This is a genomic window from Kitasatospora sp. NPDC098663 (assembly GCF_044760075.1).
Lineage (GTDB): Bacteria > Actinomycetota > Actinomycetes > Streptomycetales > Streptomycetaceae > Kitasatospora.
The window spans coordinates 45,157-58,829 of sequence record NZ_JBIWAP010000011.1; the positions used below are offsets into that span (position 1 = coordinate 45,157).

Below are 13,673 nucleotides of genomic sequence, written 5' to 3' on the forward strand. Positions count from 1 at the left end.
GCCCGGCGCGGACGGCTCACAGCCAACCGCGCCGGGCCGCCTGCACGCCCGCCTGGAAACGCGTGGTGGCCCCCAGCTGGGCCAGCAACGCCGATACCCGGCGCACCACCGTGCGCCGCCCCAGCCCCAGCCGCCGGGCGATGGCGTCGTCCGTGGCACCACTGGCCATCAGGGTCAGGATGCGGCGGTCCCGCTCACCGATCCGCAGGTCGACGGCGGACACCGACGCCGGGACGGCCAGCCGCCAGAGCGTCTCGAACACCGCGGCCAGCGCCCGCAGCAGGCCCGAGGGCCGGATCAGCAGCGAGACGACGCCCGGGCGCCCGTCGGCCGCCAGCGTGACGATCGCCAGGTCGTCGTCGCCCAGGGCCAGCTTGAGCGGCGGCTCGTCCAGCGTGCGGGCCTGCTCCCCCGCCTCGACCATGCGCGCCATGTTGGGGCCCGCGACCGGGTCGTCGAAGGCGCAGCCGTGGTAGATCGAGCGGTAGACGACCCCGGCGGCCATCCGCTGGCGCTGCAGCACCTCCTGGTCGAGGTAGTAGGCCGAACTGCCGGAGTAGGGCGGCACGTCGATGACCCGCACCTGGTGGCGGGCGGCGAGCTGGAGGCGCCGGCTGGCCGCCAGTACCTGGGCGGCGTCCTCGACCACCTCCAGGGCGCCGTAGGTGCCGGCGTCGCGCCGGGCGAAGCGGTAGAGGCGTTCCAGTTCCGCCCCGGCCCGGCGCGCCGCGGCCTGCCGGACGGCGTCGCTCTGCAGCACCGCCTCGACCACCCGGCCGGGCGGCAGCGCCTCCCAGGCGCGGTCGCGGTGGCCGTCGTCGCGGTGGCCGTCGTCGCGCGGGCCGTCGTCACGGTGGCCGTCGTCGCGCGGGCCCCCGCCGTTGCAGGCCACGACGACGCCCTCGTCGGCGAGTTCCCTGAGCACGGCCAGGACGGCGCCCTCGCCGAGGCCGACCCCGGCCGCCAGCTCCGCCGCCCGCGCCTGCGGACGGCCGACCAGGCAGCGGTAGATCCGGCCGCGTTCGGAGTCTGGATCCAGCACGTCGTGCACGACGTCCCCCGTCATCGTGTCGGTGTATCGGTGTGTCGGTGTGTCGGTGTGTCGGCTCATCGGCTCGTCAGCTCGGCGCCGTGCCGTTGTGTCGCTGTGCCGTTGTGCCGTTGTGTCGGCCCGTCCGCTCGTCGGTTTGTCGGCTTGTCGTCGTGCCGGTGTCGCCCGGACGGGCCGTCGGAGGCTACCCACCCCGGTGGCGCACATGCGCCAGTGGCCCAGGTGCGCCGCAGGTCGCTCTGGCGGACGGCCGGGCGATCTCGCAAGAGTTGTCGGTGTTCAGACAGCTCCAGCGGTTCCCCCCGGGAACGGCTGCACCCTCACGGCCAAGGACGACCCTTGACACCAGCCCAGCCCGCCCGGCGCCCGCCCGCGCGGCCCCTGCGCGCCCGGCTCCGGCACGCCAGGACGGCCGTCGCCGCCCTGACCGCCTGCCTCCTGCTGCTGGGCGTGCCCGCCGCGCACGCCGAGGCCCCCGCCCCGCCGCCGATGAAGGACGGCTTCGGGCTCACCCAGGTCGGCGCCCCCACCGGCAGCGCCACCAACTTCGTGCTCACCGTCACCACACCCCAGGTCGCCGGGGAACACACCATCCGGATCCTGCTGCCCGCCGACTACGCGGCCAGCCCGGCCAAGCGCTACCCGGTCCTGTACTTCCTGCACGGCGCCTCGGACAACCCGAGCGACCCGGCCCTGGCCTACCCCGCCCTCACCGCCGCGCAGTCGATGATCACCGTCATCCCGGACGGCGGCCTGCGCGGCTGGTACACCGACTGGCTCGACCAGAACACCGCCGCCGGGGCGCAGAACTGGGAGACCTTCCACCTCGACCAGGTCGTCCCGTTCGTCGACGCCAACCTGCGCACCCTGACGGGCCGCAGGAGCCGGGCCGTCGGCGGCCTGTCGATGGGCGGCTTCGGCGCGCTGCACTACGCGCAGGACCGGCCCCAGCTGTTCGGCCAGGTCCTCACCATGTCCGGCGCGAACGACCTCTCCGTGAACGAGATGATCATCCGCGGGGCCGTGGTCGCCACCCTGGTCAACGCAGGCGCCGTGCTGTGCGGGCCCAGCGACGGGAAGCCCTGCGGCCTCGACTTCGGCCCCACGGTCTCCAGCGACGCGATCTTCGGCTCGCCGTACCCGGTGTTCAACGCCGACTGGCGCTGGAACGCCGCGGACCCGGTCTCCCGCGTGGGCGCGCTCGCCGACACCGGCATCGCGGTCTACACCGGCAACGGCAACGGCAGCGCCTCCGACATGGAGTTCTGGGCCGAGGGCACCGCCAAGCGCCTCAAGGACCGCCTGGACGCCCTCGGTTACCGCTACCGCTACGTCGACTACGGCAACGGCGCCGGCTGGGGCACCGCCTGCAACGGCGGCCACAGCGCGGGCTGCTGGGCGCAGGACCTCGTGGACTACGTCCCGCGCCTGGAAGCGGCCTTCGCCGCCGCCTGACCGGCCGCCCTCCCCTTCTTTCCGACTCCTCTCCCCTCTCCCTCTCCCCGTTCCCGACGAAAGGACCCGCCCCCGTGCTTTCCGCCACGACCCCGAGCCGACCGGCTCCCTGGCTGCGCCTGATCGCGGCCGTCCTGGTGGCCTGTTGCGCCGCCCTGGGCTTCACCGCCGCCCCGTTCGCGACCGCGCGGGCCCACGCCGCCACGGCGCCGGCCGCCGCCTGCGCCTCCCCGCAGCAGTGCCTGACCATCAAGTCCCTCAGCAACGGGCGCCAACTCGACGTCCAGAACGGCACCATGGGCGACGGCGCCTACATCGTCACCAACTCGGCGCCCGGCTACCACCAGTCCTGGCGGCTGAGCGTCGACCCCTCCGACTTCTCCTTCACCATCGTCAACAACGACACCGGCAAGTGCATCGACCTGGCCTTCTTCACCCCGGCCCTGCGCCAGCAGACCTGCGCCGGGCAGGCCAGCCAGCGGTGGTTCCTGCAGCCGGTCGCCGGGGCCGCCGACGCGTTCATGATCCGCCACCTGGGCGACAACACCTGCCTGGACCTGCTGCTCGGCGCCCAGTACGACGACGCCTGGACCGACCAGTACACCTGCAACGGCACCGCCAACCAGCAGTGGTCCACCGGCTTCCCGCAGGCCGCCCGCAGCCTCGCCGTCGACCACGCCGCCAAGCAGTGCCAGAAGGACGTCTCCTCCTGCTCCTGGGCCGTCAAGAGCGAGGCCCCCGCGGCGCCGCTGCCCAAGATCTGCGTCTCCTCGATCTGGTTCAACAACACCAGCAGCGCCGCCCAGCAGAACTTCGCGGTCACCAACATGACCGGCTGGTCCAGCGCCCTCGGCGGCGAGATCGGGGCGGAAATCTCCGGCGGCGCCCCCGGCGGCGTCTTCACCACCGCGGTCAAGACCGCCGTCAACTACAACAACGTCTGGCAGGGCTCGACCACCGTCAACAACGCCGTCACCGTCAACGTCCCGCCCCAGCAGTACGGCTGGGTGACGCTGGCCGAGCTCGCCCGCAAGGTCACCGGCAACTGGACCTTCGACGCCCGCGGCTTCCCGTGGACCGCCGAGGACACCGTCACCGTCCCGCTCACCTCCGACCCCAGCGGCGGCGCCACCCTCTACATCGCCAACACCAGCCCCACCTTCACCAGCTGCACCTGAGCCCCACCGCACGGCCGGCAGCCAGCCGCCGCCCGGCCCCGCCGGGCGGCGGCCCCGCTGTCCCCCGGCCCTTCCCCGCCCCTTCCCCGCCCCGCCCTGACCCGCCGTCACCTGCCCTGACCTGCTGACAATTGTCACGGCCGGCCGGTGTGGCAGCACACTGCCGGTCGGGGGCGCGGCGCGGACAGCATGGGGGCATGACCTCCACCGACGTGCACCACCCCGACACCGTCCGGGCCTTCCGCACCATCAGGCGACTGGTGTTCGCCTACCTGGGCCTGAGCGTCGTCACCCTGGCGGCCGCCTACGCCCTGCGCAACCACCCCGACCTGGTGAACCCGGCCGTGTGGATCCGCGGCACCCTCGTCGTGGCCAGCGCCGTGGTCACGTCCCTGTTCACCACCCGGGCCGCCCGCGGCTCGCACGCGGCGTACCGGCGGCTGCGGATCATCTCGGCCGTCATGATCGCGGCGATCGTCGTGATCATCTGCGTGCCGGGGACCTTCCCGTTCTGGATGAAGGCCGAGCAGGCCCTGTGCGGGCTGGCGCTGGCGGGGGTGGCCACCGTGGTCAACGGACGCCACCTGCGTACCCTGTTCGCGCGATCCGACGCGACGTGAGGCAGGCGAGGGTGGACGAGGACACGCAGGCGGCCCTCCCCGGGCCCGCCGCCGCGGAGCGCGCCACAGGGGAGCGCGCCCCGCAGCGGTGGGTGCGGGGCTGGCGGCGGATCATGCTGGGCGCCGGGATGCTGGTCTACCCGTGCCTGACCGCCGTCGCCGTGGGCGGCAACGTGTCCGGGGCGGCCCTGGTCGCCGGGTACGCGGTCGTCGGCGCGTTCTGCCTCTGCTTCGTCCTCACCGCCACCGCGATGATCCACGGCCGGCGCCGGCAGGTGCTCCTGCTGCTGGCGGTGATGAGCGCACTGTTCCTGGCCGCGCTGCCGTCCGCCCACGAGAACGCGTTCTACCTCGCCACCGTCGTCGTCTCCTTCGTCGCCGTGCTGCGGCGCCGCCACGCCACCCTGGTGACCGTCACCGCCACCCTGGCCGCCCTGCTGGTGCCGTGGGCGGTACCCGCCTGGCACGCCGGGCCCGGCGCCTTCCAGGCGCTGGCACTGCTGTTCACCGTGCTCACCACGGGCGCGTTCGCGGAGATCGCCACCACCAACCAGGCCCTGGTGGCCGCCCGGGCCGAGGTGGCGCGGCTGGCCTCGGAGGCCGAACGCAACCGGATCGCGCGCGACCTGCACGACCTGCTCGGGCACTCGCTCACCGCGATCACCGTCAAGTCCCGCCTGGCCCAGCGCCTCGCCGCCAAGGACCCCGACCAGTCGCTGGCCGAGATGGCCGCGGTGGAGTCGCTGTCCCGGCAGGCGCTGACCGACGTCCGGGCCGCGGTCACCGGCTACCGCGACGTCACGCTGGCCGGCGAACTCGCGCGCGGACGCGAACTGCTGCGCGCCGCCGGGGTGGTCGCCGACCTGCCGACGTCCACCGACCCCGTCGCCACGCAGGACGGGGAACTGTTCGGCTGGGTCGTGCGCGAGGGCCTGACCAACGTGGTCCGGCACGCCCGGGCCGACCGCTGCACCGTCACCGTCACCGGCTCCTCCGTGGAGATCCGCGACGACGGGACGGGCGCGGACGGCAGAACCGGCGGGACCGGTGGGACCGGTGGGACCGGCGAGGGCAGCGGAGTCGGGAAGGGCCTGAGGGGCCTGCGGGAACGGGTCGCGGCGGCCGGCGGTACCGTCGAAGCCGGCCCGCTGAGCCCGCGCGGGTGGCGGCTGCTGGTCACCGTCCCTCCGGGCGCCCGCCACGGGCGCGCCCCCGCCCGGAAAGGGACGACATGACGATCCGCCTGCTGCTCGCCGAGGACCAGGAACTGGTCCGCACCGCGCTGTGCGCCCTGCTCGACCTGGAGGACGACTTCGCAGTGGTCGCCGCCGTCGGACGCGGCGACCAGGTCGTCGACGCGGCCCGCGAACACCGGCCCCACGTGGCCCTCCTGGACATCGAGATGCCCGGACTCGACGGCCTGGCCGCCGCCGCCGTCCTGGCCCAGCAGGTGCCCGACTGCCGGGTCGTCATCCTCACCACCTTCGGACGCGCCGGCTACCTGCGCCGGGCGATGGAAGCGGGCGCGGTCGGCTTCGTCGTCAAGGACGCGCCGGCCGAAGTGCTCGCCGACGCCATCCGCCGGGTCGCGGCGGGCGAACGCGTGGTGGACCCGGAACTGGCCGCGGCCACCCTGGCGGCCGGCGCCTCCCCGCTGACCGCCCGGGAACGCGACGTCCTGAACGCCTCCCGCTCCGGGGCCGGCGTCGCCGAGATCGCCGGCAAGCTCTACCTCTCGGAGGGCACGGTGCGCAACTACTTCTCCTCCGCCATCGCCAAGACCGCCACCCGCAACCGCACCGAGGCCCTGCGCACCGCCGACGACCGCGGCTGGCTGTGACACCGCCGCACGACGGGTGCAGGGCTTCCCGGAACGGCGTCAGAGCCGCTCGACGGTGACCTCGGTGATCACGACGTCCTCCACGGGGCGTTCACCGTCCGTGGGCACGGCCGCGAGGACGTCGACGACGGCCCGGGAGTCGGCGCCGGCGACCTGGCCGAAGATGGTGTGCCGGCGGTTCAGGTGGGCGGGCGTGCCGACGGTGATGAAGAACTGCGAGCCGTTGGTGCCCGGGCCGGAATTGGCCATGGCGAGCAGGTAGGGCCTGGTGAAGTGCAGTTCGGGGTGGAACTCGTCGGCGAAGGCGTAGCCCGGGCCGCCGGTGCCGCCGCCGGTCGGGTCGCCGCCCTGGACCATGAAGCCGGCCACCACACGGTGGAAGAGCGTGCCGTCGTAGTACGGGCCGCTGCCCGGCCCGCCGGTGCGCGGGTCGGTGTACTCCCGGGTGCCCTCGGCGAGCTCGACGAAGTTGCGGACCGTCTTCGGCGCGTGGAACTGGAACAGCTCCAGCCGGATCGGGCCCAGGGTGGTGTGCAGGGTAGCGAACAGGCCCTTGGCCATGGCGGACTCCTTTGCTCGGGTGGTCAGTTGGGGGCGGGGACCGGCTCGACGGGGCCGAAGTCGCGGAAGGTGCCGTAGGTGCGCGTCGGGGTGCCCCTGATCTCGACGCGCTGGTCGAAGCGCACGGTGCGGCCCTGGGCGTCGATCCACTGGTCGAGCTGGAAGGACGCCACCCCCATGCGCTTGAGGTTGAGGTAGCGCTCGGCGTCCACGGCGCGCATCTGCTCCACGCCGAGCGTGCCGGACAGGTGGAAGGCGGGCGCGCCGTTCTGCTCCTCCATGCCCTTGCGGGCGGCGGGGCCGAGCGCCAGCAGGGCCTTCGCGTAGCCGTGGTAGTCGGCGATCCGGTCGGCGAGGGGGGACTTGCGCCAGCCGCTGCCGGACTTGATGTACGCCGCGTCCTCGGTGACGACGACCGGGTCGCCCGCCGAATCGCCGCCGGCGCCGAGGGACTCGGTGAGGCGGCCGGTGCGTACCTTGCCGTTGAGGTTGATCCGGCCGGTGGTGGTCGCGACCAGCGGGCCGCCCTCGGTGCGGAAGTCCTGGGAGGCCGCGTAGGGCGTGCGGGCGGCCTGGGCGAGGGCCTGCTCGGGGTCGATCACCCCGCCGGCGGGCGCCTCGGCCGGGGCCGAGGCAGGTGCGGACGCCGGGGCCGATGCCGATGCCGACGCCGACGCCGGGGCGGACGCCGGGGCCGATGCCGATGCCGGAGCGGACGGCGGGGCGGCGGGGGTCTGGGCCGCCGAGGGGGCGGCGTCGTCGTTGCAACCCGTCAGCGCGGTGAGGGAGAGCACGGTCGCGGCGGCGGCCAGGGCGGTGGTGCGGCGAATCGTCAAGAAAGGTCTCCGGTCGAGGGGATCGGTGTCGGCATCCTGGCACACGGCGGGTTCGCCACCGCACTCGGCGCAGGGGCGGGGCGCAGGTCAGGGGGGTGGGTCGGGGCGCGGGTCGAGCGGATCCCGCGCGGCGCCAACTTCCCTGCAGGACAGGCCTGGTGTCCACTTGTATGGCGGATCGGCCCGGTTTGGGGTGGGTCGGGGGCGCGGGCGGGGGGCTCGGCTTGAGAGGATCGGCCCGGAAACGGGATGGACGGGAGAGGGGTGAGACGTGGTCGGTGCCGTGCTGGTCGGTGTCCTGGTGATCGTGGTCGGCGGGTGCGTGTGCGTGGTGTGGGCCGAACGCGGCGGCCCCCGCTGGGTGCGCGCCGTGGCGTCCGTGACGCTCGCCTCGGGGTCCCTGCTGCGCCGCTCCTCGCGCAGCCGGCGCCGGAACCGGAGCCTGAGCGGCGGTGACAGCGGCGACGATGGCGGCAGTGGTGGTGGCAGTGGCGGCGGCGATGGCGGCTGAGCGCCCCGCCCGCGGGCGCGACGACGACGAGCGGCTGCGGCGGGTCTTCGAGGCGGTGCTGGCCAAGACCCTGTCCGGGACCGGACCGCTCACCTGCACGGGCCTGGACGAGGACACCGAGAACGCGCTCTGGGCGGTCTGGGAGGCGTACCCGCACGCTTCGGCCGAGCTGGTGCAGGCCGCGCGGCGCGCCTTCGCGGGCCAGCTGGACGGCAGCAACGCGGCCCGCTGGCACGCGGACCTCGCCCGGGCGATCGCCGGGCGCCGCGCCCGCGGCTGAGCATGCGGCCCCACGCGCCCGGGCGTCCCCGGCCGCGTGGGCGGCCGGGGACGCCCGGGGGGCGTCAGCTCTCGGGGGGCGTCAGCTCTCGGTGGAGCGGCGGCGGGAGGCGACGACGAGCGCCGCGCCCGCGGCCAGGGCCGCAGCGGCGCCGCCGGCCTCCCAGCCGAGGCCCTCGGTGCCGGTGGCGGCGAGCTGGCCGGAGCGGGTGGTGACCGTGGTGGTGCCCGTGGTGGCCGTGGCCGTCCCGGCGGTGGCGCCCGCCGCGGTCGCGCCCGCGGTCGTGCCCGTCGTGGTGGTCAGGGCGGCGGGCTGGACGGCCGACTGGGCGCCGGTGGCGGTCTGCGGCTGCTCGGCGGGCCGGGCCGGCTGCGGGGCCGGCTTGTTCGCGGCGGCCTCGTCCTCGGCACGGGCCGTGAACTGGCCCTCCTTCAGGAACTTCACGACGTCCTCGTCGGTACCGGCGTCCAGCGCCCGGCTGGCGGCCTCGTGCACGGCCCGCCCGCCGACCGCCATGATCTGGGCGAGCTTCACCCGGTTGTCGTCGGCCCGCTGCCTGCGGAGCTCGACCTCCAGGAAGTGCCGCACGTCGGCGACGGTGCCCGCGAGGGCCTTCTCCCCCGCCTCGCGCACGCCCGGGCCGGTCTCCTTGTCGTCCAGGATGCCCTGCACCTTCGCACGGGCCTCGTCCTCGGCACGGGCCGTGAACTGGCCCTCCTTCAGGAACTTCACGACGTCCTCGTCGGTACCGGCGTCCAGCGCCCGGCTGGCGGCCTCGTGCACGGCCCGCCCGCCGACCGCCATGATCTGGGCGAGCTTCACCCGGTTGTCGTCGGCCCGCTGCCTGCGGAGCTCGACCTCCAGGAAGTGCCGCACGTCGGCGGCGGTACCCGCGAGGGCCTTCTCCCCCGCCTCGCGCACGCCCGGGCCGGTCTCCTTGTCGTCGAGGATGCCCTGCACCTTGGCGCGGTCCTCGTCCTCGGCGCGGGCCGTGAACTGGCCCTCCTTCAGGAAGTCCAGGATGTCCTGGTAGCTGCCCCGCAGCGCCTTGTCGACCGCCTTCTTCAGCACCGGCCCGGCGTCGTTGGAGATCCAGACGACCTTCAGCCGGTTGTCGCGCTGGCGCTGGTCGTCGAGTTCGACGTCCAGGAAGTGCCGCACGTCGGTGGCGGTGCCCGCGAGGGCCTTCTCCCCCGCCTCGCGCACGCCCGGGCCGGTCTCCTTGTCGTCCAGGATGCCCTGCACCTTGGCGCGGTCCTCGTCCTCGGCGCGGGCGATGAACTGGCCCTCCTTGAGGAACTTCGCGACGTCCTCGGCGGTGCCGCCCCGCAGGGCGGCCGTGGCGGCCTTCTTGACGGCCGGCCCGCCGACGGCGAGGACCTGGTAGGCCCTCACCCGGTTGTCGATCACGCGCTGGTCGTGGAGCTCGACGTCCAGGAAGTGCCGCAGGTCGGCGGCGGTGCCGTTCAGCGCCTTCTGGGCCGCCTCGCGCACGCCCGGGCCGCTCTCCTTGTCGGCGAGGATGCGCCGCACCTCGGCGCGGTCGTGCTCCTCCTGGCCCGTCCCCTGGTCCTCGGTGCCCTTGGACGCGGTGTCAGGTCCGGAGACGCCGGCCGGCTGGGGGTTGTCGGCGGCGGAGGCCATCGACGGGAAGAGGACGGTGGGGGCCAGGACGGCGGCCGCGACGACGGCGGACACCCGGGGCAGCTTCATTCAGTACCTTGCGTTGTGCGGAGAGATTGTGAACGCCCGCCAGCATAGATCGTCTTTTACGGTTGCCATACCAAGTATTTGCCGCCCTCCCCGGTGCTGCGTGAACTGCGGGAGGTCCGTCAGCAGTTCGACCGCCCGTTCGTGGTGGACGCCTCCGCCTACGAGGCCGCTTTCGCGGTGCGCGCGACCGCGCTGGAGGAGCAGGTGGAGGCGACGGTGCGGTGGTGGCGGTGGGGGCGAATCCGTCGCGGATCGGTAGGGGGTACGTAGCGCGGCCGCCCCCGGCGGGTTGCCGGGGGCGGGTCTGGCGGGTGGTCAGGCCATGCCGGGTCGGGTGGTCAGGTCGTGGCGGTGTCCTTGGCGGCGGGTGCCGGGCGGGTGGTGGCGGGTGCGGCCCCGGTGGGCGGGGCGGGGATGGTGGCGGCGACCGCGGCGGCGGCCAGGGCCACGCCGCAGCCGATCAGCAGGCCGACCCTGAAGCCGCTCTCCGAGGGCAGGGTGTGGCCGCCGAGGGTGGTGGTCAGCTGGGCGAGGATCACGCCGACCACGGCGGCGGAGACGGAGGTGCCGAGCGAGCGCATCAGGGTGTTGAAGCTGTTCGCGGACGCCGTCTCGGACAGCGGCACGGCGCTCATGATCAGTGCGGGCATCGCGCCGTAGGCCAGGCCGACGCCGCTGTTGCACACCAGTGTCACGACCAGGACGCCCCAGGTCGAGCCGATGAGCACCATCGAGAGTCCGTATCCGGCGGCGATCGCGAGGGAGCCGGCGACCAGGGTGAACTTGGGGCCGCGCGCGACCGACAGGCGTGCGCCCAGTGGTGAGACGGCCATCATCATCAGGCCGGAGGGTGCCATCCACAGGCCCATGGCCAGCATCGACCGGCCCAGGCCGTAGCCGGTGGCCTCGGGGAGTTGGAGCAGTTGCGGGATGATCAGCGCCTGCGCGTACATGCCGAAGCCGACCAGGACGGATGCGGCGTTGGTCAGCAGGACCCGGGGGCGGGCCGTGACCCGCAGGTCCACCAGCGGTTCGGGGCAGCGCAGTTCCCACCGGCCCCAGGCGAGGAGCAGGACGGCGGCGGCGGCGAACAGGCCGAGGGTGAGGGGGTCCGTCCAGCCCCAGTCGGCGCCCTTGGAGACGGGCAGCAGGAGGCAGACCAGTCCGGCGCCCAGGCCGGCCGCGCCGACGGGGTCGAAGCGTCCGCCGGCGGGGCGCCGGGCGGGGGCGGGGACGAGGAAGCGGATCATCGCGGCGACGACGAGGGTGAGGGCGGCGGCGCCCCAGAACAGGGCCCGCCAGCTGGCGTACTGGGCGACGGCGGCGGCGATCGGCAGGCCGAGGCCGCCGCCGATCCCCATCGAGGCGCTGACCAGGGCGATGGCGGAGCCGAGCCGTTCGGGCGGCAGGACTTCGCGCAGCAGGCTGATGCCGAGCGGGACGACGCCCATGCCCATGCCCTGGAGGCCGCGGCCGATGATCATCGGTACGGCCGCGGAGGCGAGCGCGCACAGGACCGATCCGATGAACAGCGGTACGCAGCAGGCCAGGAGCATGCGGCGTTTGCCCAGCAGGTCGCCCAGGCGTCCGCTGATCGGGACGAAGACGGCGCCGGCGAGCAGGGTCGCGGTGATCGCCCAGGAGGCGTTGGACGGCGCGGTGTGCAGCAGTCGGGGCAGTTCGCCGATCAGCGGGGTGACCAGGGTCTGCATGATCGCTGCCACGGTGCCGGTGAAGGCGAGGGTGGCGACGATGCCGGTGGTGGGGGTGGTACCGGCGGCCGGGGCGGTGGGGGCGGTCGTGCCGCCGGGCTGGGGGCCGTCCATGGCGGGCTCCTCGAAAACGGAATGTGTATCGTACATATTATGTGCATCGAGCACATTACATGGCCGGACCGCGCCGTCACACCCCTTTGCCATACTGGACAAGGCCCGCGAAACCCGCAGGTCAGCGGTGCGGCGATGAGGGTGAAGGGCGAAGGACGACGGCATGGGAGAACGTACGGACCTGGTCGAGTTCGAGTACATGGTGCTCGGCCGCCACCACTACCTGAGCCAGTCCGCCGCCCGCCCGCGCGGCAGCACCCTGGAGCGCAGCGCGTACATCCTGCTCAGCCGCATCCGCATCCAGGGCCCGATGTCCATCGGCGAGCTGAGCGAGGCCTTCAACCTCGACGCCTCCACCCTCAACCGGCAGACCGCCGCCATGACCCGGGCCGGCCTGGTCGAGCGGATCGCCGACCCCGACGGCGGGATGGCCCGCAAGTTCCGCCTCACCGACGAGGGCGACCGCCGCCTCGACGAGGAGCGCGAGGCCCACGTGGAGGCCCTGGACCGGGTGATGGCCGGCTGGTCCGCCAAGGACGTCACCACCTTCGCCGCCTACCTGCGCCGCTTCAACACCGACATCGAGCACCTCGACGGGCGCCCCTGGCCGCGCCCCTGACCAGTCGGGTGTCGAACGACCCCCCAGAAAACTGGGATACCGGCGATTGATCGCGCGCTGACAAGCTGACCGCGGCGGACGGACCGGGTGGCCCGGGGGCCCTCCGGACCGGCCGCCGCCCCTCGTCGTCTCCCCTCCTTGGAGAGCACTGTGCGTTCGCTAGTCCGGCGTATCGTCCTCGGCATCGCGCTCGCCCTGACCGGCCTGGTGCTGGTCCCGGGCGGCTCGGCCTCGGCCGACACCCCCTCGACGGTCCTGCTCAACCAGAAGTCCGAGCGCTGTCCCAACGGCGCGATATGGGGCGGGCAGGAACTGCACCCCTGCGCGCCGTCCAACAACCCGGGCCAGTGGGTGTTCAAGCCCGTCCCGGGCCTGCCGAGCGTCTACACCGTCAACAACGCCGCCGACCAGCGCTCCTGCCTGACGGTCGACAGCACCCCCTCCGGCGTCCAGTGCTACGCCAACAACACCTCGCAGATGTGGCGGGTCACGCCGTGGACCGCGGCCGACAGCACGCCGCGGTACGGCATGCTCGGGATACGGCTGCAGAACATCTCCACCTCCCAGTGCCTGGACAACACCGAGCACAGGATCGGCGGCGGCTGGCGGCTCTACATGTTCGACTGCAACTACGGCGGGTACCAGGAGTGGGACATCGCCCGCAACACCTACGAGGCCCTGTTCGGCGGCGTCGCCACCCACAACGGCATGACCTGGGCCACCCTTGAGCAGCGCGCCGACAACGTCGTGCACGTCGGCAACGACAACAGCAGCAACGCGTACAGCGGCGACACCCCCGCCACCGCGCAGCTGCCCGTGCTGTGCCTCAAGCAGGACGGCCGCCCCGCCCCCGCCGGCGTGCCCACCAGCGGTTTCCACAGCTGGGCCGGCGGCGAGGTGAAGGCCACCGTCCCCACCTCCGGCAGCCAGCTCACCAGCCGGACCGCCGCCGACCAGCTCTGCGCCGGCTACTTCGGCGCCGGCTTCCGGATGGCCGAGTTCCACGACGCCAACGGCTGGGGCCTGTGGGCCAACGGCACCCTGCCTGCCAACACCCGCTTCTGGACCGCCATCACCGACCAGCCGGCCAACCCCTGGAGCTGACCGCAGCTGCGAGAAGGGGCGGGCGCCTGGCGCCCGCCCCTTCTCACTGCCGAAGCGCCCAACGCGTCACCGACCGGGC

Annotated in this window: 14 protein-coding genes and 1 pseudogene; 10 read left to right on the forward strand and 5 right to left on the reverse strand. The window is 73.8% G+C overall.

Annotation, left to right across the window (positions count from 1 at the left end):
• Positions 1–16 precede the first annotated feature (16 nt).
• Positions 17–1,066, reverse strand: a complete 1,050-nt coding sequence (locus ACIQVZ_RS14250; protein ID WP_402449930.1) for a LuxR C-terminal-related transcriptional regulator — start codon at positions 1,064–1,066, stop codon at positions 17–19.
• Positions 1,067–1,390: 324 nt separating this feature from the next.
• Here ACIQVZ_RS14250 and ACIQVZ_RS14255 point away from each other — a divergent pair, with 324 nt between their 5' ends.
• From ACIQVZ_RS14255 to ACIQVZ_RS14275, 5 genes are all read left to right on the forward strand, one after another.
• The gene (locus ACIQVZ_RS14255; RefSeq protein WP_402449931.1) at positions 1,391–2,506 is read left to right on the forward strand and encodes an alpha/beta hydrolase; all 1,116 of its coding nucleotides are present in this window, start codon (positions 1,391–1,393) and stop codon (positions 2,504–2,506) included.
• A 74-nt stretch (positions 2,507–2,580) separates the two neighbouring features.
• Positions 2,581–3,684 (forward strand): RICIN domain-containing protein, encoded by a 1,104-nt coding sequence (locus ACIQVZ_RS14260; RefSeq protein ID WP_402449932.1) that lies wholly within the window; start codon positions 2,581–2,583, stop codon positions 3,682–3,684.
• Between the two features lie 197 nt (positions 3,685–3,881).
• A complete protein-coding gene (locus ACIQVZ_RS14265) occupies positions 3,882–4,304 on the forward strand; it encodes a hypothetical protein (RefSeq protein ID WP_350881444.1) in 423 nt (140 codons plus the stop codon).
• Positions 4,305–4,315: 11 nt separating this feature from the next.
• On the forward strand, positions 4,316–5,539 hold the full coding sequence (locus tag ACIQVZ_RS14270) for a sensor histidine kinase (protein WP_402449935.1): 1,224 nt from the start codon (positions 4,316–4,318) through the stop codon (positions 5,537–5,539).
• Positions 5,536–6,144 carry a response regulator gene (locus ACIQVZ_RS14275; protein ID WP_402449937.1) on the forward strand — a complete coding sequence of 203 codons (609 nt, stop codon included), beginning with the start codon at positions 5,536–5,538 and terminating at the stop codon, positions 6,142–6,144. Before ACIQVZ_RS14270 ends, ACIQVZ_RS14275 begins: the two co-directional genes overlap by 4 nt.
• A gap of 39 nt (positions 6,145–6,183) precedes the next feature.
• On the opposite strand, the gene ACIQVZ_RS14280 is transcribed toward ACIQVZ_RS14275, so the two are convergent.
• Both ACIQVZ_RS14280 and ACIQVZ_RS14285 read right to left on the reverse strand, forming a co-directional pair.
• Positions 6,184–6,705 carry a peptidylprolyl isomerase gene (locus tag ACIQVZ_RS14280; RefSeq protein WP_402449940.1) on the reverse strand — a complete coding sequence of 174 codons (522 nt, stop codon included), beginning with the start codon at positions 6,703–6,705 and terminating at the stop codon, positions 6,184–6,186.
• 23 nt (positions 6,706–6,728) lie between these two features.
• On the reverse strand, positions 6,729–7,541 hold the full coding sequence (locus ACIQVZ_RS14285; protein WP_402449942.1) for a hypothetical protein: 813 nt from the start codon (positions 7,539–7,541) through the stop codon (positions 6,729–6,731).
• Positions 7,542–7,812: 271 nt separating this feature from the next.
• Here ACIQVZ_RS14285 and ACIQVZ_RS14290 point away from each other — a divergent pair, with 271 nt between their 5' ends.
• Positions 7,813–8,052 carry a hypothetical protein gene (locus tag ACIQVZ_RS14290; RefSeq protein ID WP_402449943.1) on the forward strand — a complete coding sequence of 80 codons (240 nt, stop codon included), beginning with the start codon at positions 7,813–7,815 and terminating at the stop codon, positions 8,050–8,052.
• On the forward strand, positions 8,018–8,332 hold the full coding sequence (locus ACIQVZ_RS14295; protein WP_402449945.1) for a hypothetical protein: 315 nt from the start codon (positions 8,018–8,020) through the stop codon (positions 8,330–8,332). Before ACIQVZ_RS14290 ends, ACIQVZ_RS14295 begins: the two co-directional genes overlap by 35 nt.
• Before the next feature lie 81 nt (positions 8,333–8,413).
• On the opposite strand, the gene ACIQVZ_RS14300 is transcribed toward ACIQVZ_RS14295, so the two are convergent.
• Complete coding sequence (locus ACIQVZ_RS14300) at positions 8,414–10,045, reverse strand: ALF repeat-containing protein (RefSeq protein ID WP_402449946.1); 1,632 nt, start codon at positions 10,043–10,045, stop codon at positions 8,414–8,416.
• Between the two features lie 87 nt (positions 10,046–10,132).
• On the opposite strand from ACIQVZ_RS14300, the pseudogene ACIQVZ_RS14305 reads away from it, so the two are divergent.
• Positions 10,133–10,315, forward strand: a pseudogene (locus ACIQVZ_RS14305) (hypothetical protein); the annotation flags it as partial.
• A 68-nt stretch (positions 10,316–10,383) separates the two neighbouring features.
• Here ACIQVZ_RS14305 and ACIQVZ_RS14310 read toward each other — a convergent pair.
• Positions 10,384–11,871: an MFS transporter gene (locus ACIQVZ_RS14310; protein ID WP_402449949.1), complete on the reverse strand. Its 1,488-nt coding sequence runs from the start codon at positions 11,869–11,871 to the stop codon at positions 10,384–10,386.
• 163 nt (positions 11,872–12,034) lie between these two features.
• Here ACIQVZ_RS14310 and ACIQVZ_RS14315 point away from each other — a divergent pair, with 163 nt between their 5' ends.
• On the forward strand, positions 12,035–12,490 hold the full coding sequence (locus ACIQVZ_RS14315) for a MarR family transcriptional regulator (RefSeq protein WP_350881425.1): 456 nt from the start codon (positions 12,035–12,037) through the stop codon (positions 12,488–12,490).
• Between the two features lie 150 nt (positions 12,491–12,640).
• A complete protein-coding gene (locus tag ACIQVZ_RS14320) occupies positions 12,641–13,594 on the forward strand; it encodes a hypothetical protein (protein ID WP_402449951.1) in 954 nt (317 codons plus the stop codon).
• The last annotated feature ends 79 nt before the right edge of the window (positions 13,595–13,673 follow it).

Bases quoted from the DNA above. Each gene is read 5' to 3' on its own strand.
- ACIQVZ_RS14250 (WP_402449930.1), bottom strand. From the start codon at position 1,066: ATGACGGGGGACGTCGTGCACGACGTGCTGGATCCAGACTCCGAACGC.
- ACIQVZ_RS14265 (WP_350881444.1), top strand. From the start codon at position 3,882: ATGACCTCCACCGACGTGCACCACCCCGACACCGTCCGGGCCTTCCGC.
- ACIQVZ_RS14275 (WP_402449937.1), top strand. From the start codon at position 5,536: ATGACGATCCGCCTGCTGCTCGCCGAGGACCAGGAACTGGTCCGCACC.
- ACIQVZ_RS14280 (WP_402449940.1), bottom strand. From the start codon at position 6,705: ATGGCCAAGGGCCTGTTCGCTACCCTGCACACCACCCTGGGCCCGATC.
- ACIQVZ_RS14300 (WP_402449946.1), bottom strand. From the start codon at position 10,045: ATGAAGCTGCCCCGGGTGTCCGCCGTCGTCGCGGCCGCCGTCCTGGCC.
- ACIQVZ_RS14310 (WP_402449949.1), bottom strand. From the start codon at position 11,871: ATGGACGGCCCCCAGCCCGGCGGCACGACCGCCCCCACCGCCCCGGCC.
- ACIQVZ_RS14315 (WP_350881425.1), top strand. From the start codon at position 12,035: ATGGGAGAACGTACGGACCTGGTCGAGTTCGAGTACATGGTGCTCGGC.